This window comes from Streptomyces sp. NPDC104309, from assembly GCF_055584025.1.
Genome location: NZ_JBVJMV010000010.1, coordinates 32,768 through 56,698, shown reverse-complemented (window position 1 = coordinate 56,698; position 23,931 = coordinate 32,768). Strand labels below are relative to the sequence as shown.

Sequence of the window (23,931 nt, the reverse complement as noted above, 5' to 3'; positions counted from 1 at the left end):
GGGATCGCCGGAGGGGTTGTCAGCAGGACAGCCGTGACGGGCTGCGCGCCGATATCGAGCCGGCGAAAGGGAACCGGTGCCTACGGCCGAACCGCCGTGCTGCCACCCGAGGAGGGATCACTTCCGGGCCAGTGCCGTCGAACTGCTTGCCAGGCGACAGGAAATGGTCCACAGGCCGATTTCGGCCGCCTGCCGGCCCGCCGCCTCCACCTGGGCGCGCTCCTGCTGGTACCAGGCGAACGGGTCCGCCAGCAGACGGTCGACCAGGCTCCGCGGCATCGCATGGCAGCGGATGGGCTCATCCGGTACGGGCGGGTCCTCGTACCCGCCGCGGCGCTGCGCTTCTCCGGTGAGATACGCCAAGGTGCCGAGAACACGCCGCAACGCCGCCCGCTGCTCCTCCGGCGACTCCTCCGCCGCCAGGCGCTCCAGGGCGAAGGCCCTCACGAAGGCGGGGAAACGGTACCGGACGGCTCTGGACGCCTGGTCCACCACCGCTTCGAGCAGATAGGACTCGGTGAGCTCGTCCAGCAGGTCCTGGGCGCGGTGCGGTTCACATTCGAGCAGAGGAGCGCCGATCCAGGGGGCGAAGTCGGGTATGTCCAACTGGGCGAGTTGGCGCAGGGCCCGCTGGGCCTCCGGACCGAGCGCCCCGTAAGCCAGGGTCATGCATGTGCGGACTGCCTGCTCCACGTGGCGCAGCTCGTCCGGGCGGCGGGCCACATCGGCGCACCGGTCCACCGCCTCGGCCTGGGCGACGGCGTCCGCCACGGTCCGGTGCGGGCGGGCGGCCAGACGTGCGGCGACCGCGCGCAGCGCGAGCGGCAGATCGTCGCAGGCACGGCAGAGCTCCTCGACGGCCAGCGGTTCGGCGGCGACCCGCCGCCGGCCGATGATCTTCATCAGCATTTCCACGGAGCTTTCCCGCCGGAACCGGGAGAGTTCGATGCGGGTGTCCGCGGGCAGCCCGGTGAAACGCCGCCACGAGGTGATCAGCACCCGCGATCCGGACGACCCTGGGAGCAGCGGGGCGACCTGGCACTCGGACGCCGCACCGTCCAGCACGACGAGGACTCGGCCCTCCGCCAGCAGGTCACGGTACATCTCGGCGCGTTCCTCGACGCTGCCAGGGACGGCTTCGTCGGTCACCCCGAGCGCGCGCAGGAAACGCCGGAGCACCTCGGCGGCGCTCGTCGGGTGGCCCGGGGCGCCGGACAGTTTCGCGAAGAGCTGCCCGTCGGGGTAGTCCGGAGCGAGCCGATGGGCGACATGTACGGCCAGGGTTGTCTTGCCGGAGCCACCCCGGCCGGTGATCACGGTGACGGGGACGACGGTTCGGGGGGCGTCGGAGCGGGTGGAGGCGGCCAGAATGCGCTGGATCGCTCGTGCGCGTCCGGTGAAGTCGGCGATATCGGCGGGCAGTAGCCGCGGAATCCTGTGCGCCGGATGTGCCGGAACCACCGGAACCACCGGAACTTCCGGGACCGCCGGGCCGCTGCCGGGCCCGTTCGCCTGGGCGGCGTCCGCCGTCACCATGATGAAGGGCTGGATCCGGGGTGGCGTGCCCCACTCCTCTTCCCCTGCCAGGATCATGCGGTGCAGTCGCTGCAGCTCCGCGCCGGGCTCGATGCCGAGCCTCTCGACGAGCGCCGCCCGCGCCTGGCGGTAGGCGTCCAGGGCCTCGGCCTGCCGTCCCGCGCGGTGCAGCGCGGTCATCAGGAGCACCCGCAGGCGTTCCCGGAGGGGGTGGGCGACGACCAGAGCGCCGAGTTCACTCACGGCGCGGTGGTGATTGCCGAGCCGTAGTTCGAGTTCAAGACATTGTTCCTGTACGGCGAGGCGGCGCTCGTCGAGTTGGACGGCCTTCGCCCGTATCGGCTTGCTGCTGATATCGGTCAGGGCGTGTCCCTGCCACAGCTGCAACGCGGCCCGTAACTCCTTTACCGCCTGCTGGGGTTGCTGGGCGGCAACGGCCCTTCCGCCTGCGGCGGCCCGCTCCTCGAAGGCATGGAGGTCGAGTTGCCCCTCGGTCATCCGTAAGAGATAGCCGGGCGAGCGGGTCACGATGGGGCCGGGGTGGGGCCCCGCGGGGAGCATGCGCCGCAGCGCGCAGATGCCGATCTGTACCTGGGTGCGACTCGTCGCCGGGGGCTTCCGCTCCCATATGGCCTCCACCAGACGTTCATTGGAGACGACACGTCCCGATTCGAGAAGCAGCATCGCCAGAACCGTGCGCTGACGCTGCCCGCTGACATCTATGCGCCTGCCGTCGTCCACGACTTCGAGCGGCCCCAGAATCCTGAACTGCATGGGCCCCCTTCGAGGTAGTGACGGCTCGTAGAGGGCGATGGCGCCCGGCCTGACGTACAGGCCCGCCGACCTCCACCGCGCCTGACGTGTTCGAATACTGGTGCAAGGTGTACGAAAAACGGATACGGGATGTGCATTCGAATGATTGCATGATCGAAAGGGGCCAGTCAACGACTCACTTCCCTGGCTGCGTCCGTCAACTTCTTTTCTGCGCGGACGCGTTATGGGGCGCCGCTATCTGCGAGTTCCGAAAAAGAAACGTCCGAAATTCCATGTTTGAAGTCCGGGCACCCAGGTTCTCTCCGGGCGCGATTCCCTCGGGATGCTCGTACCGCCGGCAGGCGACATGTCTGGTATGCCTGTCGAATTGTGACTCCGGGACGCCGTCCCCCGGTGTCGTTCGGAAACCTGCCTGGGCCCCTTGACACACGGCTGGTGGGTCGGCGGCGGTCGAGATGGCCGGGGCGTCCGTCGCGCGGGTACCGGCCCGCGAAGTCCTCGCCGCATCACAGCCCGTCCAGCCGGTCTCTCACCCGCATCGCCGTCGTACCGCCTGGGTTGCTCGCCCGCGCGATCTGCGCGGTCGGAGACGGGACTGGCTCACCGGAACGGGGACGGAGCGACAAGAAACTGCATCGGCCTTCGAAACGGTCCCGAGCAGGCCTGCTGATCACGTCGGCGCACCGGGAAACTCCCCGATCTCCGACAGAGTCGAGCCAGATCGTCACGGTGGTTGACGCCGGGTTGGTCGGCCACCGGCACCCGATGCTTCTGTGCGGTGGCCGAGAAGCCACAGAAGGACCTGCGCTGCCTCGACAGCGATCAGCGGTTCTCCACCGGCAGCAGCACGACCAACCGGGCGCCGGGCCGGTTGTCCTCGATGCGGGTGCTGCCGTGGTGGGCCCTGACGATGTCACGGACGATGGCGAGGCCGAGGCCGCTGCCGCCGGTGTCACGGGCGCGGGCGTCGTCCAGGCGGGTGAAGCGTCCGAAGACGCGCCCCCGGTCGGCCTCGGGGATACCAGGGCCATCGTCGGCGACGACCAGCTGTGCGGTGCCGTCGCGGCTACGGAGGCTGACGTCGACGCGTGTGGTGGCGTAGCACAGGGCGTTGTCCAGCAGGTTGCGTACGACACGGACGAGGGCGTCCTCATCGCCCGCCACGCGTGCCGCGCCGACGGCGCGCTGGTCGATGACGAGCGAGGTGCGGCGGCGAGCCTCGCGCACCTCGGTGAAGACGATGTCGTCCAGGTCGACGGGGCGCGCCGGCGGTTGGGGCCGGGCGTCCAGTCGGGCGAGCTGGAGCAGGTTGTCGACGAGCCGGGTGAGACGTTCGGTCTCGTGGAGCAGGCCGGGGGCGACGGTCCGCCAGTCGGCGGAACCGGGATGGCGGGCGGCGACTTCCAGACGGGTGTGCAGGGTACTGAGAGGGCTGCGAAGCTCGTGGGCGGCGTCCGCGATGAATCTTCGCTGCCGCTGGGTCGCAGTGTCCAGACGGGCCAGCAGGTCGTTGAAGGTCCTGGCCAGTCGCCCGAGCGCGTCGTCGGCAGGTGGTGCGCCGAGGCGGTGACTGAGGTCCGACGCGGTGATCTCAGCGGTCTGGGCGCGCATGGCGTCCACGGGGCGCAGCGCGCGCCCGGTGAGCTGCCACACGACTGCGGTGAGTAGGGCGATGACTGCCGGCCCGCCGGTGGCCAGACCGGTGGCGAGCTGGGCCAGACCGTGGTCCACGCTTTCGGTGGAGACGGCCACGTAGACGGTCAGGGGGTTGCGGGCCGTGCCGGCGGGGACACCGACGGCACGCCATGTCCCGCTGTACCCCACAGGAATGTCGTGGACGGTGTGGGCCCGTGGGTTGCCGGACTCGCTCGCCGGAAAGGCGAACGCCCGCGGCCGGTGGCGCAGATTGGCTGAGCTGGAGAGCACGCTTCCCTTGCTGCCGACGATCTGCACCGCGACTTCTCCGTGGCTCGTGACGGGTATTTCCACGGGGATCCGGTCGCTGTACGTGCTCGCTGCCACGACCTGGGCGCGCTGGAGGGCGGTCTGGTCGAGGCCGCTGATCAGGCTGGTGTGCAGCCAGACGGCGAGCAGCACGGCAGCCCCGGTCAGCGCGACGGCCATCACCAGGGCTGCGGCGGCGGTCAGTCGCAGCCGCAGTGACCGACGGGCCAACCAGGACCGAACGCCGGCGGCCATGCGTCACCTCGCCCCGCTGCGCAGTAGGTAGCCGGCACCGCGGACGGTCTCGATGGTGCAGCGGCCGAACGGGGCGTCGATCTTGCGCCGGAGGTAGCTGACGTACACCTCGACGATGTTGGTGTCGCCGTCAAAGTGCTCGTCCCACACGTGGGTGAGGATGTCCGTCTTGCTGATCACCTCGTCGGGGTGCCTGAGCAGATACTCCAGGAGTGTGAACTCCCGTGCCGTCAGATCGATGTCACGGTCCCCGCGGCGGCAGCGGCGGCGTGCGGGATCCACGGTGAGGTCGTCGGCGGCGAGCACTGCGGGCCGGGCGGGTGCCCCGCGCCGCAGCAGGGCCCTCAGGTGGGCGACGAGCACCACGTAGGAAAACGGCTTGCTCAGGTAGTCGTCGGCGCCGAGGTCGAGGGCATCCGCTTCGTCGTGCTCCCCGTCCTTTGCCGTGAGCGTCAGCACCGGCGTCCAGATCTTGGCGGCCCTCAGCCGTTTCAGGACCTCGTACCCGGACAGGACGGGCAGCATGATGTCCAGGACGATCACGTCGTAGGGCTCGTGGAGAGCACGCCACAGTCCGTCCGCCCCGTCGTGTGCGAGGTCGGCGACGAAGCCCTCTGCGGCAAGTCCGTCGGCGATGGCCTCGGCGAGTGCATGCTCGTCCTCGATGATCAGCATCCGCATGGCAGCCTCTCTCCATCCACCGTAGCTCCGCACCAGCGGCTGTTTGATGGAGAGGACCCTGAGGATCGGTTCGGCTCTCAGCTTCCTCTTAGCGGTCCTAACGGAAGTCACTGTTGATGTGACTGTCGGCTTGGATGCTCGTTGGGTTATTCGTGGGGAAGAGAGAGTCGCGTCCGTGGGTCGTCTCGGATGAACTGTGGTCGCTGGTCGAGCCGTTGTTGCCTGAGCCGGGGCCGAAACTGGTGGCTGGTCGGCCGAGGGTGCCGGATCGCCAGGCGCTGTGCGGGATCCTGTTTGTGCTGCATACCGGGATTCAGTGGGAGTACCTGCCGCAGGAGCTGGGCTTCGGTTCGGGCATGACGTGCTGGCGTCGGCTTGCGGCTTGGAACGAGGCCGGCGTCTGGGGCCGGCTCCACCTCGTGCTGTTGGCAAAGCTGCGAGCGGCGAAACAGCTCGACTGGTCGCGGGCGGTGATCGACTCCTCCCACGTGCGGGCCGCTCGGCGAGGCCCAAAAGCGGGCCCAGCCCGGTCGACCGCGCACGGCCGGGCAGCAAGCACCACATCCTCGTCGACGGGCAGGGCATCCCACTCGCAGTGTCTCTGACCGGCGGAAACCGCAACGACGTCACCCAGCTGATGCCCTCCTGGCGAAGATTCCCTCCGTCCCCGGACTTGTCGGCCGACCGCGCCGGCGGCCTGACCTCCTCCTCGGCGACCGCGGCTACGACCACGACAAGTACCGCCGCCTGGTCCGGGCGCAGGGCATCAAACCGGTCATCGCCCGCCGCGGAGTACCGCACGGCTCCGGCCTCGGTGTTCACCGCTGGGTTGTCGAGCGCACCATCGCCTGGTTCCACGGCTTCCGACGCCTCCGCGTCCGCTGGGAACGACGCGACGACATCCACGAAGCCTTCCTCGGCCTCGCCGCCTGTCTCATCACCCACCGACACGTCCAACGCCTTTGTTAGGACCTCTTAGCGCCGCGGTCACAGACTGGAATTGTCAAGCAGGCTCGGACAGGCATGGTGAGGAACGATGAAGAGCGTCCGAGACGAGCGCCGGGACCGGGATACCAGGGAGCGCATGCGGCGCGACGACGACCGCGACCGGCGGGTGACAACCGACGTCCGGCGAGTCGGCGGGCGGCCCGAGGGACGGCGGGAGACGGACCTCGGCGAGCGGGAGTACCTGGTGCGCACGTCGCGCGTCGCCGATCGGCCGTTCGGCTGACGGGGGTGGGAACAACTGGAGAATTGAGGGCTGTTTGACGGCGATCGTGGCCGGTTCGTGCCGCAGGGAGCACGGACCGGCCGCGTGTGCCGTCAACAGCGACGGACGGCGATCGCCGCGACACAGCCCGAGTCCGCGGCGACGTCCGCGATCGTCCAACCCTCAAGGCACTCGGTCGGCGCCATGCCCGTGCCTACGTAGTCGATGGACAACCCCCGGGCCAGGCCTGTGCCGAGGCCCTTGAGGTAAGCCTCCTTGCGCACCCAGGCCCTGGCGAAGGCCAGGGGCCGTTCGTCCTCGGGCAGGGCCGCGAGCTCGGTCCGCTCCACCGGGTGCAGGTCAGCGGCGAGTCCGCGCACGACGTCGGGCGGCGGGATTCGCTCCATGTCGACGCCGACGAGTGTGTCGGCGAGCGCGATCAGGCAGAGGCCGCCGCTGTAGGCCAGGGAGAAGTACGGTGTGCCTCCCACCACTGTCGGCCGGCCGTGCGGACCGCCGCACACCGGGCACGGCTCGCGAGTGAGCGCTACTTGCCGGGGCGGGACACCGAGCCGGGCGGCAAGCAGGCGGCGCAGTGCAGCGTGTCCGGCAATGTACCGGTCGCGGACCGCCTCCTGGGCGAAGGCGCGGGCCCGCCGCCGTTCCCCGGCGTCCAAAGTCGTCGGCGCGACCGGCGTGTCCGCGCGCACGAGCCACAGGGCGGGCGGTGGTGTCACTCCTGCATCACCGCTTCCACCAGATCCAGGACCAGGTCCAGGGTGCGCTGAACCGGCAGGCCGTGGTCGGTGTACCAGTCGTCCGTGGCCTCCGGGTGTGGTCCGGTGACCGCCACGGGACCGCTGCCGAACCGGGTCACGAGGGCGGCGGGGGTGCCGTTGTCGTAGGTGGCGAGGATCGTCGCGTCGGCGTTCTGTTCGAGGATGAAGAGGGGGCCGTCCTGGAAGAACACGGTGCGCGGGCGACCCCGCCACGTCACCTGGACCAGTGTGTTGCCCTCGTCGTGGACTGTGGCCCCCGGAGAGTGGATGTACTGGTCGGTGTCGCCCGGAAGGAGACCAAAACCCGGGGTGACGCCGGCGAGGTAGCCGCCGAGGCAGAAGCCCAGATAGCGCCCGCCGCCGTGGACGAAGTCCCGGATCGTTCGGCGTTGCCGACGCAGAGTCCGCCAGGCGGCGGCGAGTGTGCCCCCGCCGGGCTGGGCGTACAGCACGGCGCGGGACAAGGACTCAGCCGACAGCGGGCATGTCTCGTCCGGGCCGGTGAAGCGGACGTCCAGGCCCCACGGACCGGAGGCGAGGAGTCCGGCGACCGCCTCGGGACAGCCGGGCAGCGAAGCCGGCCCGCGATAGACGAGAGCGAGGCGACGGTGCCCGGCCGGGGGCTCGGTGGCTGCCATGGCAGCCTCACCGCACCTGCTTCGTCGGCCCGGCAGGCACAGGCCGCTCGGTGGGCGGTGCGCCGAGCCCTTCGGCGGGGAGCCCGTGCCAATTCGTTCCCGGCGTCAGCCGCTCGCCCTTCATGACCAGGGACAGTGCCCCAAGCTGGACACCGGCACCCACCACTGCGTCGTAGAGCACGATGGTCCGCGGGCCGATGCTTGTGCCGGGGCCGACGGTCACCGTCGACATCTTCATCACGCGGTCCTCGAACAGGTGGGTCTGCAGTGAGACGTGCAGGCCGATCGCGGCGTCGTCGCCGACCTCCACCAGGTCGAACTCGGTGAGGTACGTGGTGCCGATCCAGGTGCGCCGTCCGATGCGGGCGCCGAACCGGCGCAGCACCGGGGGCAGGAACGGCGTCCCCACCAGGGCACCCACACCTGCCGGGACCGCGGCCGCCTCGAACAGGCCGGTGACGAACTCCGTACGACGCACGAACAGGCTCCACAGGGGCTCGACGCGTGGCCGGTACCGTCCGGCGACCACCCACTTGGCCAGCGCGCAGTACCCGATGACGGCCAGCACCGCGCCCATGGCGAGGAGCGGCGACACGAGCAGCGGCACCAGGGGCCCCGTCCGCTCGGCGATGCCGGCCAGGACCAGGAGGTAGAGGCAGGCACTGGTGGCGAGCACAGAAGCGGGCACGGTGGCGCGGAAGAACTCGATGGCCAGGCGGCCGAGCGCCGCCCTGCGCGTGGGCTGGAAGGTCAGTTCCTCGGGGAAATTCCCACTCCTCTGGCGCACCGGCAGTTGCAGTGCGGGCGAGCCCAGCCAGGTGCTGTCGGCAGGCACATGGTCCAGGGACGGCACCGTTCCCACACCGATCAGACAGCCCGGGCCCAGCCGAGTTCCGGCGGGAACGAGCGCCGCGTTGCCCACGAATGCGCGCCGGCCGACTTCGGTGGGCACGAACGCCACGCGGTCGACCGCGAAGGTGGCGACGCCGATGCCGGCCATGTCGGCGACGAAGCTGCCGTCGCCGAGGTCGAGCAGGTCCGGGTCGATGTGTGCTGCGGTGGAGACCTCGGCGCTGCGGCCCACGCGGGCGCCGAGCAGCCGCAGCCACGGGGCCGTGTAGAGCGTGGCGTAGAGCGAATTGGTGAGGACGAGGCTGTGCTCGAGCAACTTGTCGGTGAACCACTTGCGCACGCCGAGTGCCGAGCGGGCCGGGTGGATCCCGGGGGGTGTCCTGCGCAGAACCGCCCGCTTCCCGAGGGCAACGATCAGGCACGCCGTGGTCACGAAGAGCGGGCCGGACAACGCGGTGGCGACCAGACCGGCGGCCGGTCCGCCGTACAGCCAGGCCCACCAGAACAGGGCGATGCCCGGCAGGGCCATGGCGACCACCGCTGCTTCGAGCATGGCCAGGCCGAGCACGACGGCGGTCAACTGCCGTGGGTGCCAGCGATCTGTCCTGGCCCCGGTGTTCAGCATCTTCTCGACAAGCGGGGAGAGTGCCTCCACCGGGCGTGCGGGCGATCCGGCGCGGCGCGCCCCGGCGGGGACCGCCTCGTCGGGGCCTGCCGCGGACTGCTCGCCGAGCCCGGACCGGGGGCCCAGGTACGCGCCGGGCTCGAGGACCGCGTTGGCGCCGACGTACGCCCGCTCTCCGACGGTGATCGGTGCGACCGTGACCCATCCGTCGGAGACCTGCCAGGGGCGCAGCGTGGCGCCGTAGCCGATCGCGGCGTCACGGTCGATGCGCAGCAGCGTGGGCAGGCCGACGAAGCTGGTGGCGATGGTGGCGCCAGGGCCGATGCGTGCGCCGAGAAGCCGCAGGTAGTGGCCCATTAGAGGGGACCCGCTCAGTACCCGCAAGGGGCCGATGCCGAGAAGCAGCACGTCCAGCGCCCACAGACGCAGATACGTCGCTCCCCACAGTGGGTACCGGCCGGGCCTGATGCCCGCCGCCAGCGGTCGTGCCAGGGCGAGGGGAACGAGCCAGCGAATGGTGGTGTAACCGGCCAGCACGGCGAGCGTCGACACGACGGCCCCCCAGCCCGATATCCGGCCGTGGTCCAGCGCGTAGGACATGGCCACCGGTCCCGTGAGCAGGAACAGCAGCCCGTAGTACGCCGCCGCCTGGGCCAGTCCGGCACGCGCGATCCGTGCCCAGCCGTGCCGGAGGGGCGCGTGCCGGGCCTGACCCATCGGGCGAGGCGTGTTCGCCGAGGAACGCAGGCGTGCCGCGAACGCCCGCACGGTCGGGTTCTCGTACAGGTCGCGCAGGGTCGGGCCGGTCCCGCCGTCCCGGCCCCGCAGTAGCGATACGGCGCGGGCAGCGAGCAGGGAGTGACCGCCGAGGTCGGTGAAGAAGTCGGCCTCTGCCGACAGCTCCTCTGGGGCGATGCCGAGCGTCTGCGCCCAGGCGTCGCGCACCATCGTCTCCGACTCGCCGCGGGCCGGCGTCACGCGGCCGGTGTCGACGAACGGGCGGCCGGTTGGCGCGGGCAGCCGCGTGCGGTCGGCCTTGCCGCTCGGCATGACCGGCAGCCGGTCGAGGAAGTCCAGTGTCGAGGGCACCATGTAGGCGGGCATCGAGCGGTGCAGGCGCTCGTGCAGCCGTCCGGAGAGGATCCCGTCAGGAATCGTGCCGTCCTCGGCGCGCACCACGTAGGCGGCCAGAGCGCGGTCACCGTCGTACCCGTTGTGCCGGGCCACGAGAGCGGTGGCCGCCTGGGCCACTCCGGGGTCCTCCAGCAGTACGTTGTCGATCTCGTCCAGCGACACACGGTAGCCGCGGATCTTCACCTCGGTGTCGGCCCGGCCGAGGTAGCCGATCTCCCCGTCGTCGGTCATCTTCCCGAGATCTCCGGTGCGGTACAGGCGGCCGTCGGGCGCCAGGTGGTGATCGACGAAGCGGTCGGCGGTCAGGTCCGGCCTGCCCACGTAGCCCCGGGCAAGGCCCGGACCGCCCAGGCAGATCTCACCGACGGCTCCGTGCGGCACAGGCCGGCGCCGCTCGTCGAGGAGAACGACCGAGTACGTCGGCAGCGGGCGACCGATGGTCACCGGGCGGCCCGGCCGGAGTTCCTGCCAGGTGGCCGTAACCGTGGCCTCGGTCGGCCCGTAGGTGTTGAGGATGCGCCGTCCTGGCCTGCTCCACCGTTCGACGAGCGAGGCAGGGCACGCCTCGCCGCCCACGACGACGCTGCGGATCCGCGGAAGGTCGTACGGGATCGTCGCCAGCAGCGTCGGCACGCAGTACAGGACAGTCACGTCCTGGTTCTGCAGGAAGTCGGCGAGTTCGGCGCCCAGCCGTCCTGAACCCTCCGGTCCGGCAACGAGCGTGGCACCGGCCGTCCAGGTCGGCCAGATCTCCTCGATGGAGAAGTCGAACGAGATGGTCATGCCCTGATACACCCGGTCCTGCGGCCGGACGCCGTAGATCGGGGACACGACGCGCAGGAAGTTGCAGATGCTCGACTGAGCGATCTCCACCCCCTTGGGTCTGCCACTCGATCCCGAGGTGTACATGATGTATGCAAGCGGATCGTCAGCGCCCTGGTCCTCGGCGGCCGGGCGCGAGGACGGCAGCGGGGCGAGGTCTCCGGCGCACGCATCGATCTCGATCACCGGGCACACCTGGCGCAGCCCCGCCCAGGCGGCGCCGGCAGCGAGAGCGGACGTGGTCAGCACTGCGGTGACGCCCGCGTCACTCAGGATGAAGGCGACCCGGTCGGGCGGCGCAGCGGGGTCGATGGGAACGAACGCCGCGCCCGTCTTGCAGACGCCCAGCAGGCACACGTACATGTCCACGGACCGGGGCAGCAGCAGGGCCGCGCGTCTGCCCGGGCCGATGCCGATACGGCGCAAGTGGTGGGCGACTCGATCGGCTCGGGCGTCGAGGTCTGCGTAGGTCAGACGGCGCGGGCCGCATTCGAGGGCGACGGCCGACGGCGTACGGTCGCAGGCATCCTCGAAGAAACGGTTCAGGCTGCCGACTGTGCCCGCCGTCCCCGAGGTGGTGCGGTCTCCCGTAGGAACGACGGGCGGGGCGGCGGTGTGGGAGGCCATGGGTTCCCCCTTTTCGGTGCGAAAGGGTGCGCGGTCATTCCCGGTGCCCCTTCCAGCCTGGGCGACGCCCGCTGAGAGGACGCTGAGAAGCGGATCCGCGCGTGACGGCACAGCATTCGCGGACACCCGCGAACAGAGAGAGCCGCGGCGGTCTGCAGCAGTCAGGCGTCACCCACGACTGCCGCCCAGCAACTCTCCGTGATGGTGATCCCGGATCGGGAGCGGGCCTGTGGAGGATCACGGCGACAGAGGCGTCGTCACCGAGACGTCCGCTGACGTGAGCGAGGACGTTGCACCGCAGGTGGTGCAGCCGCCGACTGCTCCCGCCCGCCGAAGCTCCCAGCGTCCAGATCACCGACCGAGCTCGGTGCGCACCAGCGCACTCAGCAGACCCGGGGACGCCTCTTTGAGGCTCCCGAGGACCGTGCGCCGGGCCGTCGGCTCGATCGGTGCGACGGACGGGACCGCGAGGACGTGGCAGCCCGCCGCCTCCGCCGAAGCGACGCCCGTGGGAGTGTCCTCCACGGCTACACAGGCGGCCGGGGCCACACCCAGGGCTTGGCAGGCAGCGAGGTACGGCTCGGGGTCGGGTTTCGTGCGGAGCGTGTCGTCGGCGGTGACCGTGGTGGTGAACGGGCCTGCGCCCAGCGACTCCAGGGCCTTCACGACAGTGTCGGCGACGTGCCGCGGCGAGGCCGTGACAAGGGCGGTGGGAACGCCCTCGCCGCGCAGTGCCACGAGCAGTTCGACTGCGCCGGGGCGCGGCACGACGTCGGCACGCACCCGGGCCGCGAACTTCCGGTGGAGCTCAGCGGCGACCGCACCGACCGGCGCACCGGCGGCCCGGCCCAGCACCATCGCTGTGTGCTCCACGGGGCGGCCCAGCACATCCGGCTGGTCGACTGCCGTGAGCGCGTACCCCAGCCCGGCGGCCACCTCGTCGACGGCCCCCCACCACAGCTGCTCGGTGTCCACGAGGGTGCCGTCCATGTCGAAGAGCACGGCCCCCAGCGCGGGTGACTGGGCGGGGGTGGTGCGGGAGTGCTTCACGGAGGTCTCTTTCAGAGGTTCGGCGTAGTGTGGGGCGCTGGCGTATGGCAGGGCAGAACGCCCGTAGCCGTCCGGCGGGCATTCCGGATGCGGCGGGCGCCGGGTCTCAGCCGCGCCGCGCCGCGACCAGCACCGGCCGGTCCGGGAGGGCCACGGTCACGGCGGCGCCCGGGGCGAGTGCCGCTGCCCTGTGCGTCTGCAGGTCGGCCTTGATCTCGGTGCCGTCGGCGAGGCGGACGGTGACGCGAGTGACGGCGCCGAGGAAGGCGGTGGCGACGACCTGGGCATTGCCGGTGTCGTCTGCGGTGAGCTGGACGGCCTCGGGTCGTACGAGAACGTCCACGTCGGTGCTCCCGCCCGGCTCGCCGTCCACGGGCAACCGTCGTCCCAGGACCGACACCGTCGTGCGTTCGGCGTCGAGGACGCCTGAGATCCGGCTCATGGTACCGACGAACTCAGCGACGAAGGCAGTGGCGGGCCGCGCGTACAGTTCGGCGGGAGCCGCGCACTGCTCGAGCCGCCCCGCGCGCATCACGGCGACCTGGTCGGCCATCGACAGTGCCTCTTCCTGATCATGCGTCACAAAGAGTGTGGTGATGGCGAGTTCCTGCTGAAGGCGGCGGATCTCCTCGCGGAGTGTCAGCCGGACCTTGGCGTCGAGCGCGGACAGCGGTTCGTCGAGCAGCAGGACTCGCGGGCGCAGCGCGAGCGCGCGGGCGAGCGCGACGCGCTGCTGCTGCCCGCCGGAGAGCTGGTGCGGGAAGCGTTCGCCCATGTCCCCGAGGCCGACCAGCTCCAGCAGCTCGGTGGCACGAGCGCGCCGCTCGACTCTTCGAACCTTGCGCATGCGCATCCCGAACGCGACGTTGTCGAGCGCGCTGAGGTGCGGGAAGAGGCTGTACGACTGGAAGACCATCCCGGCATCGCGACGGTGGGTCGGCACCCGGGTCACGTCCTCGCCGTCGACGAGGACCTCGCCGGAGTCCGCGTGTTCGAACCCGGCGAGCAGGCGCAGTGCGGTGGTCTTGCCGCAGCCGGACGGGCCGAGCAGGGCGAGGAGTTCACCGGGCCGCGCGGTCAGGTCGAGGCCGTCGAGGGCGACGGTTGAGCCGAACCTCCGGCGCATACTGCGGAATTCGACGGTTGCGGCGCCGGTCGTGGCAGCCTTCTCCAGCGTGGTGATCGTCATGGTGGGGGTCATCCCTGGGAGGCGGTACGGGTGGGGGTGCGGCGGCCGCCGAGGGTGGCGACGGCCAGGAGGAGTGCCCAGGTCATGAACAGGCTGAGCACGGACACGGCGACGGACATCTGGGCCTGCGAGCCGCCGATGCTGTAGATCCAGACGGCGAATGGCTGGAAGCCGAGGAGTTGGGCGACCGTGAACTCGCCCAGCACGAGCGCCAGCGTGAGGAACGCGGCGTTCAGCAGCGCGCCGCGGAGATTCGGCAGCACCGCGCGGACAAGGGCCTGCGGCCAGCCCGCGCCGCAGCTGCGGGCGGCCTCGACGAGCGTGCGCACGTCGACCGCGCGCAGCCCCGCGTCAAGGGCACGGTGGACGAACGGCAGAGCCATCACGACGTAGGCGAGGACGAGTACGACCGGGAAGTCCGGATTCTGGAGGGTGACGAACGTCTGGAAGAGCGGCGTCGCCGAGAGGTACTCGGGACCCCACTTGAGGACCGTTCCGATCCCGGCGACGAACGCGATCGGCGGGACGATCAGCGGCAGCAAGCAGACGACCTCGACGACGGGCCGCAGCCGGGGCGCGCCGAGCCGCAGCGCGACCATGGCGGGCACCATCAGCAGCAGAACGGCCGCGATCGTGGCGGCGGCCAGTTCGAGGGAGAGCACCAGGCTGGGCAGGAAGCCGTCGGTGCCGAGGATCCGCGCATACGCATCGACGTTCAGCCCCTGACCCGGCACGTCGACCGTGAAGATGACGGACGCTGCCAGCGGCACCAGGAAGTACAGCGCGGCGACGGCGAGGACCGCGACCCGCCAGGGGCGCCGGGTGGTGTTCAGGCGAGCCATCGTGCGCTCCGTCGTTGCAGGGGCAGGTACACGGCCATCACCAGGCCCGCGACGAGGACCATGTCGAGGCTGAGTGCCAGTGCCACGTTCTCCTGGCCTACCAGGACGTTGCCGGAGATGGCGTCGGCGATCTGCAGCGTGACCAGCGGGACCGAGCTGCCGACCATCGCAGCGGCGGTGGCGTAGGCGGCGAACGCGCTGCCGAACAGCAGCACCAGGCCGCCGAGCAGCGACGGCGCGAGCACCGGCAGGGCGACGTGCCGCCAGTACTGGGCAGGCGTGGCGCCGTTGTTCTGCGCGGCTTCGCGCCACTGGGAGCGCAGCCCGTCGAGGGCGGGCGTGATGGTGAGGACCATCAGCGGGATCAGGAAATAGAGGTACGTGAGGGTCAGACCCCAGAAGCTGTACAGGGTCCAACCCGTGTCGGCGAGGCCCAGGTGGCTCGTCAGGACGCCGGAGTTGCCGAGCGTCGCGACGAAGGCGAAGGCGAGCGGGACGCCGCCGAAGTTCGCGAGCACCCCGGAGGCGGTGAGTACGGCTTCGCGCAGTGCGCGGAAGCGGGAGACCACCACGGCCTGGGCGAGCAGCAGCCCGAGGAGCATACCGATGGCCGCCGAGACGGCGGACAGCTTGACGCTGCCCAGGAGCGCCGTCAGATAGGCACCGTGCAGCGACCCGGTCATATTGACGGTGGTGTAGGACGTGACGCCGGTGGCCGGGTCCTTGACGGTGAAGGCGCCGTTCAGCATGGCCAGGGCCGGGATCCCGAAGGCGATCGCCACGAAGACGAGCAACGGAACGACGGCGAGCCATCCGGCGCGCCGCCGCCGCCGACCGGAGGGTGCGGCGGGCGCGGCGTCGACGCAGGCAGACACAGAAGTGACAGTCATGCCGGAGGTCATCCCGAGACGGCCTTGCCCCAGCCCTGGGCGATGATGCCCTTGGCCTTGTTCTGCTGGGCCTCGTTCGGGAACGCGACCGAGCCGGAGACCTCGGGCAGCTTGGCGGCGGCGGCCTTGTCGAGCGTCCCGGCCTTCTCCATCGCGGGCATCAGCGCCGGGCGGGCGTAGCCCTTGAGCCAGAGGTTCTGCCCCTCGGCGCTGTACAGGTACTCCTGCCAGAGGCGGGCGGCGGCGGGGTGCGGCGCGTCCTTGGTAATGGCCTGCGAGTAGTACTGCGCGTACCGGCCGTCGGACGGGACGGCGACCTTCCAGTCGACCCCCTTGCCCTTGAACTCGTCCGCGTAGCCGGCGTTGAGGTAGTCCCAGTCGATGCTGATGGGCGTCTCGCCCTTCTCGACGGTTGCCGGGGTCGACTCGACCGGCGTGTAGTTGCCGTTCTTCTTCAGCTCGGCGAAGAAGTCCAATCCCGGCTGGATTTCGTCGAAGGAACCGCCGTTCGCCAGGGCCGCCGCGTAGACGCCGCCGAACGCGGAGCCGGACTTGGTCGGGTTGCCGTTGAGCGCGACCTGGCCCTTGTACTCGGGCCCCAGGAGGTCCTTGAAGGTGGTGGGGCAGTGCTTGACGCGCTTGGCGTCGCAGCCGATGGAGACGTAGCCGCCGTAGTCGTTGTACCAGCGCGCCTGCGGGTCCTTCTGCGAGGCCGGGATGTCGTCGTACGAGACGACCTTGTACGAGGCGAACAGTCCCTGCTGGGCTCCGCTCAGCGCGAACGAGCTGCCCAGGTCCAGCACGTCGGGGGCACGGTCCTGGCCCTTGCGCGAGGTGACCGCGTTGATCTCGTCCTGGCTGCTGCCATCGGGGTTCTCGACCTCGATCCTGATGCCGTACTTCTTGGTGAAGCCGTCGATCAGCGCGCCATAGTTGGCCCAGTCACGGGGCAGGGCCATGGCGTGCAGCGTGCCCTCCTTCTTCGCCGCGGCGACGAGGTTGTCCATGCCACCGAAGTCCGTCGCGGAGGTTGCGGTGGCGGCCGTCTTGCCGTCGGGGGTGGCAGCGGACTGGCTGGTGGCTGCGCCACAGGCGCTGAGGCCGAGTGCGGCGACGGCGAGGCCGCCGGTGAGGACGGCGATCCTGGGCAGGGACACGGTCACGATCTCTCCTGGGGTGGCGCCCCGGACGGCGGTTCCCGCGGGGCTCGACAGAGAACTTGTTTGAACAAGTTGACCTCAGTAGGCACGCCCTCCATGTCGCCCCGGTGAACAGGGAGGCAACTCCGACCCCAATTCTTCTGGACACTCGCCAGAGGCCTGCCGGGGGAGCGGTCCCCTTCCCGTCTCATCTAGGCTGGTTCATCTGCACACTGCGCACAGCACGAGAGGGGATCATGGCAGCCCGATACGAGGAGATCGCCGAGGAGTTGCGCCGGGCGATCGATCGCGAGGAGTACGCGGTGGGCAGCCGGCTGCTCCCGGAGACGGAACTCGCCGCCCGCTACGGCGTCTCGCGCGGCACCGTCCGCCAAGCCATCGCCGCCCTGGCGTCGGAGGGGCTGATCGGGTCCCGGCAGGGCGCGCGACGCGTGGTGCTCGCCAGCCGCCGCAATCAGAGCTTCGCCGAGCTGCGCAGCTTCGCCCAATGGGCACGCGCGATGGGCCGTACGGCAACGGGCCGGGTGGTGTCCTCGGAGTACCGCCCCGCAACCGCCCAGGACTCGGCACGCCTCCAGGCGCCGACCGGCGTGCCGGTGCTCCACGTCCTGCGGCTGCGCGGCCTGGACGGGGAACCGGTGCTGCTGGAACGGACGGTGTATGCGGACTGGATCGCCCCGGCTGTCGAGCGCATCGAGGCGGACTGCCCGTCGGTGACACAACGGCTGTTCGCGGACACGGGGCTGATCTTCGCGTACGGCGAGCATCTGATCGACGCGGTCGCAGCGGGCGCGCGGGACGCCGAACTGCTGGGTGTGCGCCGCACGAGTCCGCTGCTGCGGGTGCGCCGGGTCACAACCACCCGCGAGGGCCGCCCGGTCGAGTGGTCCGACGACCGGTACCGCTCCGACGCGGTGAGCTTCAGCGTCCACAACTCGATAGGCAACAACCCGCTGGCCCGTCAGACGGGCCCGGGCGCGACGTGAGTCCGACGAAGGCGGACGGTGGCGTTCAGGCCCGCGCCCCGTGTCGGCTTGGCTTCGAGGCCCGGCCCGGTGTCCGAGCCTCTCAGGCTGATCCAGCCCAGCATGCCCGGGAGGAAGTTGGCCCGGTAGCAGGCGTTGTTGACGAAGACCTGGTTCATGCTGGTCACGCCCACTTCGCCCCAACTCGACCTGGTGAGCGCGTCCCAGGTGTTGGAGGTCATCCGGCTGGTCTCAGTGATGAAGCCGTCCTTCGCCTCGGTTTTCTCGTAGGTGTCGTTCACCAGCTTGGCCGTACCGTACGCGCCCCATCGCGCGCCGGCCGAGCGCGATGTCCCGGCTGACCTTCGGCGTGATGTAGAGGTCGTTCACGTCGATGAAGTCCGAGATGATGGGCACTCCGAGCCGGACGCCGTTGGCCCGCGACACCGAACCCCATGGCGTCCGGCCCGCGGCGCTCCACGAATTCCCACTGCATCGCCGTATGCGCGAGTGTCCATCGAGCTGCTCAGTTCGTGGATCGGCCGGGCTGAAGGCAGTGGTGGAGCTGTCCGAGCCATGCGGCCCATTGCTGCAAGGAGTGGAGAGGCGGGGCCTGTTCGGCAGGTTGGTCCAGCTGCTGCCGGCGGTGGCGACGGCGTTCGCGCCCGCGTGTGTGGAGCGACCCGGCTTGGCACGATGCGCGCCGCTGTTCTGTCCCGTCTCTGCGCAGTATCGCGTGTCCTCCAAGGTCTTCCGCAGCGGAGCAGAGACGCCGCCATGGGAGACCTCACGCGCCCTCGCATGAATTCCGTCGGACCGTTCGATGAAGACTATCGCGTTCAAGACCGGAAAGTTGTCCAGTCAAGCTAGCTTCCTTGCCTATGAGATTCCTTCGCAGAGCAGCAGGTCTAGGCCTCACGCTGCTCCTCTTCATCCTGGGCTTCTGTGCACAGCCCGCTGCGGCACATGTGTCACCGGAGCACGCCGAACTCGTCATTACGACCAAGGACGACGTCACCAGTGGGCGGCTGATCGTCCACCATGACGTGGTGTCACCGCAGAAAGCAGGTGCCTGGGCGTCGCACCTGCTGAGCGCGAGCTGCCCTGCCACCGGCTCCGGCGTCGCAGGGGACGGCGGCGGCGTCCCCGGCGGTGTGGTGGTCGAGCTCGCGTGGAGCTGCCACGTCGACAAGCTCGACCTGAGCGCAATGCTGCAGCAGGGCGAACTGACCCAGGTCGTCACCGAGTTCGACGGCACCACGGTCAATGCCAACGCCCAGGTCCCCGTTGTCGACGCATCGGGTGCCCACGCGCTTCCCGCCTTCCCGTGGGCAGCGGTGGCGCTCGGCATCGCGGCGGCCGCTGCGCTGCTGCTCGTGGTGTGGCGGATCCGCACCGGGCGCCTCCAGGTCGCTCGGCTGCTCGCCAGGGTGCGCGGCGGCCGTAAGCGGATCAAGCTGGCCGCCGTCGGCGCCGTGACGCTGTCCTGCCTGGCTCCCCAGGTGGCCTCGGCGGCGCCGCTCGCCGAGGGGGCAGCGGCGACCGCGAACACGATTACTGCCACGGGCACGGTCTTCGAGGACGCCAACGGCAACGGAAAGCGCGACGCGGGCGAGGCTGCGATGCCCGGGGTCGATGTCACGGACGGCGCCGTCTGGACGACGACCGGCCCCGACGGCTCTTACACCCTGCAGATGGACCCGACCCGCAGGGAGACCGACCTCGTCAGCATCGTCTCCCCGAACGGCTACACTCCGGCCCTGCGCGACGACTACGTCCCGGAGTACTTCCACAAGGTGCCCGAGGGCGGTCCGAGCACCGGCATCGACTTCGCCCTGGTGCCGGACAAGAACGCCGCCAACCCCACAGAGAAGTGGCTGATGGACTCCGACGGCGAGGTGTCCAACACCTCGGACGGAGCCGCGCGCAGCACGCTGCCGGAGTGGACCGGCCAGGTCGAGGCGATGTCCCAGCTCGACGGCGCGTCGATGGTGATCGCGACCGGCGACCTGACGGTCACCGACTACGCCTCGGAGCCCCGCCGGCAGGTTGGCTACGACCTCCTGCACAAGGGCCTGGTCGACGGCAAGCTCCGCATGCCCTTCTACCCCGTGGTCGGCAACCACGACATCGGCGGCACCGCCACCTCGCAGGGCTATGCGGGCAGCCTGGAGTATTACCGCCGCAACATGGGCCCGGAGTGGTACAGCTTCGACCGCAACGGCCGGCACATCGTCGTCCTTGAGGACAACTACGACTCCAGCGGCCTGAAGCCGCAACTGGAGTGGCTGCGTGAGGACCTCACGCGCCACGCGGTCGGCAAGCAGGTGCTGGTCTTCGCACACCGGTCGCTGTTCACCCAGTGGGGCCCGGGGGCCGGCATGCAGCCGACCATCGACGAGCTGTCGAAGTACGACGTACGGATGTTCGCTGCGGGCCACAACCAGCAGGCCGAGTATCGGCGTGGTGCCTTCGACCGCTCGGTCGAGATCAACAACCAGGGCAAGTACGGCATCGACGGTTCCCACCCGGACTACAAGATCCTCGACTTCAAGGGCATCTACGATGACCCGGGCACAAAGCGCAACGAGGACACCGGCTACGTCATGGGCACCCACCGCCAGTTCGACGTCCGCAACGCCGTCGCGCTGGTCAGTCCCGCCCAGGGCAGTGTGCACGGCAACAGCGCCGGGATACCGATCCAGCTGTACGCCGAGGACGCCGTGCGCACCCCGGCCACGGCCTCGCTGACCCTTCGCGATTCGCGCGGCCACATCGCCTGGCACGAGGAACGTATGAAGTTCGGCAGCGGAGTCCGCAAGACCGGCATCGAGAACTGCTACACGCCCCCGGGCGGCACCCCCGAGCCCTGCCCGGAGACCCGGACCTCCTGGACCCGGGTCAGCGACCACCTCCCTGGCCTCCGACCGGACACCTACACGGCCGAGATGACCGCGGTCGACACCCGCGGCAAGACGTGGCCCACCATCAGCAACACCTTCACCGTGGTGCCCGAGGGCAAGCTGGCCACCCCGAAGACCGGCCAGGACTGGCTGCGTCAGGGCGGCGACGAAGCGGGTCGCTCCGCCAGCGGCGACAACCCGGGCACCGCGCTCGACCTGCAGTGGGCGGCCAACACCGGCGAGCAGTTCAACCTCAACGGGTCGGTCGTGGCGGACGGCAAGGTGATCGTCTCCTCCAGGGCGTTCGACTCGCCGAACCACATGATGCTGGCCTACGACATCAAGTCCGGCCGCGAGATCTGGCGTACCTATCTGGACGGTGACGCCGAGTCGGCACCGACCTACCACGACGACAAGGTCTACATAACCACCGCCGTCGGCCGGATCTACGCGCTGGACGCCGAGGACGGCCACGTCGTCTGGCAGGCGGTGGAGAAGGAGGAGCAGCACGGCAACACCGTCCGCCGCTATGGGCGCGCCGGTGGTCCGGTCACCGTCTTCGACTTGAAGGACGCGCAGCGCACGGTCGCCGTCTACCAGGACTGGAACAAGATCCAGTGCCGTGACGCCAAGACCGGTGACCTGCTCGGCGGCTTCAACGGCGCGACGAACTGGGGGCAGTTCCACAGCACAGCTGTCCGCCGGCCCGGCTCCGACATCGCCTACCTGCACACCGACTCCAGCAGCACCGTGGTCGCCATGGACCTCGTCGGCTGCCGCCAGCTGTGGGCGAAGGGCACGGACGGCGGCATCGACAGCCACTCCTCCCCGACCCTCACCGATCCGGCCGAGGGGGACCCGCAGTTGGTGACGGTGACGACGAGCGGTGCCCGCGGGCACGACCTCAAGACCGGCAATGTCCTGTGGCAGTCCGCGGCGAACGACCCGTGGACCTGCGAGCCCGGCAAGGCTCCGTTGACGAGCCCCGCCATCTGGGGCGACATCGTCTACATAGCGGGCCGCGACGGGGTCATCCGCGCCTACGACACCAGCGCGGCCGACGCGTCCGAGCCGCTCTGGGAGACCAAGGTCGGCTACCTGCCCGGCAGGAGCCCGATGGACGACAAGTGGCGGGTCGCCCAGGGGTGCGACGAGGGTCCTGGTTCGCCCGCGATGCACGCCCTGGTCACCAAGGACCTGGTGTATGCGGGCACCCGGGACGGCCGCCTGGTCGTCCTGGACCGCGTCACCGGCAAGCGGCTGACCGAGTACAACCTCGGCGCCAGCGTGACCTCGGCGCTCTCCGTCAGCGGTGACTGGGTGATCGCCCTCACCGACGACGGCACGCTCCATGCACTGGCCGCCCGCCACTCGCGCGGCAACGACAGCTGATCAATCGTCCGCGAGTTGCCTCCCCTGCCAGGGGAGGCAACTCGCGGCGCTCCACTCCCGACGGGACCACCACTGTGCACACCCTCCGGACCACCCGCACCCACGCCGCCCGTCTCGTGCTCATCGGCCTGGCAGCCGTATTGGCGGTGCTCGGCGCCGCAGGCACGGCCGAGGCGCACCCCTTCGGCACACCGCCGGTCGCCCAGATCAGGGCCGAAGGACGCACCGTTGAGGTCACCTGGTCGGCCCAGCGCAACGACCTGGACGTCATGCACCAGGCTGCCAGGGGGGACGAGGCGGCCTACCTCGGCTCGCACATATCCGTGCGCCAGGACGGGCGCGCATGCCGGCTCGGGGCGGTGGACACTGCGCGGCTCGCGAACAAGGGCGCCGTGATCCACTACACCTGCCCCGAACCCGTGGACACGGTCGCCTTGACCATCACCGCGCTGATCGACGTCAACCCGGCCTATCGCACGATCTCCGTGACGAAGAAGGGTGGCGGCGGCCTGCACACGGCGAGCGAGCCCACCCTTGCTCTCGCCCTCGGCGGAGCCGGCGGCTCCGCCGCCACTGCATCCACGGGGCCGACGACCGTGTGGACCACAGACCTTGCGGCACTGCTGGACCATGGTGTCGTACTGCCCCTGGCCCTTCTCGTCTCGGCAGCCGTGGGCGCCTTCCACGCCTGCGCCCCCGGTCACGGGAAGTCGCTCGCCGCCGGGTACCTCGTGGGCGGCCGGGGCAGGGCGCGGGACGCGGTGTGGCTCGGCGCCATCGTGGCCGTCATGCACACCGCATCGGTCGCCGTACTCGCCGTGGGCTGGTGGCTCGCCGCCCAGCACGCACCGGACGTCGCAGCGGTGACGAACTGGCTGCAGCTGATCGCAGCCCTGGTCGTGGTCGCCGTGGGCGTCGGCCTGCTCCGGCGCCACCTGATCAACCGGAAGCACGGTCACAGCCATGGTTACCACCATGGCCACGATCACGGGCATGACCACGATCATCACCACGGCCACAACCACCACGTCCCGACGTCCAAGTCCCTGCTCACCTGGCGCGGCATCCTGCTGCTCGGCACATCCGGCGGCCTGCTCCCCTCCCCGTCGGCGTTCCTCGTCCTCCTCACCGGGCTGCTGACCGGCCGGGTCGGCGCGGCGATCGCATTGGTGGCGGCGTTCGGTGTCGGCATGGCGCTGACCTTGATCGGCGTCGGCCTTGCGGTACTGCGCGGTCGCGACGCGTTCCTCGCCCGAGCTTCGACCTCGCCTGCGCTGCGCACCTGGAGTACCCGCGTCCCGATCGTCGCGGCCTGGGCCGTCGTCACCGGCGGCACCGTGGCATCAGCCATCGCCGCCGGCCGCGTCCTGGCATCGTGATGCTCGGTGCGCAGCGCGGCGACCTCGGAATCGAGCCGGACATCGGCGCCCGATGCGGCGTCGAGCTCGGCAATAATGCTCGACGGCTTCCACCTCGTCGACGAGCACTTCCGTCCCACCCCGGCCGAGGAGAACGCCCCACTGCTGCTCAGCCTCCTCGGCGTCTGGTACGGCGTCTTCTTCGACGCCCAGTCGCACGCCGTGCTGCCGTACTCCCACTACCTGCCGAAGTTCACCGTGTACATTCAGCAGCCCCGACCCGGGCGCCGGCCTTCGGCAAGACG

General features: G+C 70.3%; 15 protein-coding genes and 3 pseudogenes. 6 read left to right on the top strand and 12 right to left on the bottom strand.

Features of this window, described 5'->3' with window-relative positions; genetic code table 11:
• Positions 1-117: 117 nt before the first annotated feature.
• The 3 genes from ACZ68L_RS16745 to ACZ68L_RS16735 all read right to left on the bottom strand — a co-directional run bounded on the left by ACZ68L_RS16745 (position 118) and on the right by ACZ68L_RS16735 (position 5,190).
• Positions 118-2,310 (bottom strand): AfsR/SARP family transcriptional regulator, encoded by a 2,193-nt coding sequence (locus tag ACZ68L_RS16745; RefSeq protein WP_469577558.1) that lies wholly within the window; start codon positions 2,308-2,310, stop codon positions 118-120.
• Positions 2,311-3,132: 822 nt separating this feature from the next.
• Entirely contained in the window at positions 3,133-4,509 is a 1,377-nt protein-coding gene (locus ACZ68L_RS16740; RefSeq protein ID WP_469577556.1) for a HAMP domain-containing sensor histidine kinase, read from the bottom strand.
• Between the two features lie 3 nt (positions 4,510-4,512).
• Positions 4,513-5,190, bottom strand: coding sequence for a response regulator transcription factor (locus tag ACZ68L_RS16735; RefSeq protein ID WP_361458729.1), 678 nt, complete (start codon positions 5,188-5,190; stop codon positions 4,513-4,515).
• A gap of 134 nt (positions 5,191-5,324) precedes the next feature.
• On the opposite strand from ACZ68L_RS16735, the pseudogene ACZ68L_RS16730 reads away from it, so the two are divergent.
• Both ACZ68L_RS16730 and ACZ68L_RS16725 read left to right on the top strand, forming a co-directional pair.
• Positions 5,325-6,159, top strand: a pseudogene (locus ACZ68L_RS16730) (IS5 family transposase).
• A 67-nt stretch (positions 6,160-6,226) separates the two neighbouring features.
• A complete protein-coding gene (locus ACZ68L_RS16725; RefSeq protein WP_469577554.1) occupies positions 6,227-6,421 on the top strand; it encodes a hypothetical protein in 195 nt (64 codons plus the stop codon).
• 92 nt (positions 6,422-6,513) lie between these two features.
• On the opposite strand, the gene ACZ68L_RS16720 is transcribed toward ACZ68L_RS16725, so the two are convergent.
• From ACZ68L_RS16720 to ACZ68L_RS16685, 8 genes and pseudogenes are all read right to left on the bottom strand, one after another.
• Positions 6,514-7,137: a 4'-phosphopantetheinyl transferase family protein gene (locus ACZ68L_RS16720; protein ID WP_469577553.1), complete on the bottom strand. Its 624-nt coding sequence runs from the start codon at positions 7,135-7,137 to the stop codon at positions 6,514-6,516.
• Complete coding sequence (locus ACZ68L_RS16715; protein WP_469577551.1) at positions 7,134-7,817, bottom strand: BPL-N domain-containing protein; 684 nt, start codon at positions 7,815-7,817, stop codon at positions 7,134-7,136. Before ACZ68L_RS16715 ends, ACZ68L_RS16720 begins: the two co-directional genes overlap by 4 nt.
• Before the next feature lie 7 nt (positions 7,818-7,824).
• Positions 7,825-11,877, bottom strand: coding sequence for a Pls/PosA family non-ribosomal peptide synthetase (locus tag ACZ68L_RS16710; protein WP_469577550.1), 4,053 nt, complete (start codon positions 11,875-11,877; stop codon positions 7,825-7,827).
• Between the two features lie 363 nt (positions 11,878-12,240).
• A pseudogene (locus tag ACZ68L_RS16705) lies at positions 12,241-12,867 on the bottom strand (HAD family hydrolase); the annotation flags it as partial.
• Between the two features lie 166 nt (positions 12,868-13,033).
• Complete coding sequence (locus ACZ68L_RS16700; protein ID WP_469577549.1) at positions 13,034-14,116, bottom strand: ABC transporter ATP-binding protein; 1,083 nt, start codon at positions 14,114-14,116, stop codon at positions 13,034-13,036.
• An 8-nt stretch (positions 14,117-14,124) separates the two neighbouring features.
• Entirely contained in the window at positions 14,125-14,958 is an 834-nt protein-coding gene (locus tag ACZ68L_RS16695) for an ABC transporter permease (RefSeq protein ID WP_469577548.1), read from the bottom strand.
• Entirely contained in the window at positions 14,946-15,848 is a 903-nt protein-coding gene (locus ACZ68L_RS16690; RefSeq protein ID WP_469577547.1) for an ABC transporter permease, read from the bottom strand. The genes ACZ68L_RS16695 and ACZ68L_RS16690 overlap by 13 nt, the downstream gene beginning before the upstream one ends.
• An 8-nt stretch (positions 15,849-15,856) precedes the next feature.
• A complete protein-coding gene (locus ACZ68L_RS16685) occupies positions 15,857-17,011 on the bottom strand; it encodes an ABC transporter substrate-binding protein (RefSeq protein WP_469577546.1) in 1,155 nt (384 codons plus the stop codon).
• A gap of 233 nt (positions 17,012-17,244) precedes the next feature.
• Here ACZ68L_RS16685 and ACZ68L_RS16680 point away from each other — a divergent pair, with 233 nt between their 5' ends.
• The gene (locus tag ACZ68L_RS16680; protein WP_469577544.1) at positions 17,245-17,994 is read left to right on the top strand and encodes a GntR family transcriptional regulator; all 750 of its coding nucleotides are present in this window, start codon (positions 17,245-17,247) and stop codon (positions 17,992-17,994) included.
• Here ACZ68L_RS16680 and ACZ68L_RS16675 read toward each other — a convergent pair.
• Positions 17,970-18,275 carry a hypothetical protein gene (locus ACZ68L_RS16675; protein WP_469577543.1) on the bottom strand — a complete coding sequence of 102 codons (306 nt, stop codon included), beginning with the start codon at positions 18,273-18,275 and terminating at the stop codon, positions 17,970-17,972. The genes ACZ68L_RS16680 and ACZ68L_RS16675 overlap by 25 nt on opposite strands.
• 579 nt (positions 18,276-18,854) lie before the next feature.
• Between ACZ68L_RS16675 and ACZ68L_RS16670 the strand changes: the two genes are divergently transcribed.
• The 3 genes and pseudogenes from ACZ68L_RS16670 to ACZ68L_RS16660 all read left to right on the top strand — a co-directional run.
• A complete protein-coding gene (locus tag ACZ68L_RS16670; protein WP_469577542.1) occupies positions 18,855-22,268 on the top strand; it encodes an outer membrane protein assembly factor BamB family protein in 3,414 nt (1,137 codons plus the stop codon).
• A gap of 74 nt (positions 22,269-22,342) precedes the next feature.
• The gene (locus ACZ68L_RS16665) at positions 22,343-23,647 is read left to right on the top strand and encodes a hypothetical protein (protein WP_469577541.1); all 1,305 of its coding nucleotides are present in this window, start codon (positions 22,343-22,345) and stop codon (positions 23,645-23,647) included.
• A gap of 75 nt (positions 23,648-23,722) precedes the next feature.
• Positions 23,723-23,899: pseudogene (locus ACZ68L_RS16660) on the top strand (glucose-6-phosphate isomerase); the annotation flags it as partial.
• Positions 23,900-23,931: the final 32 nt, after the last annotated feature.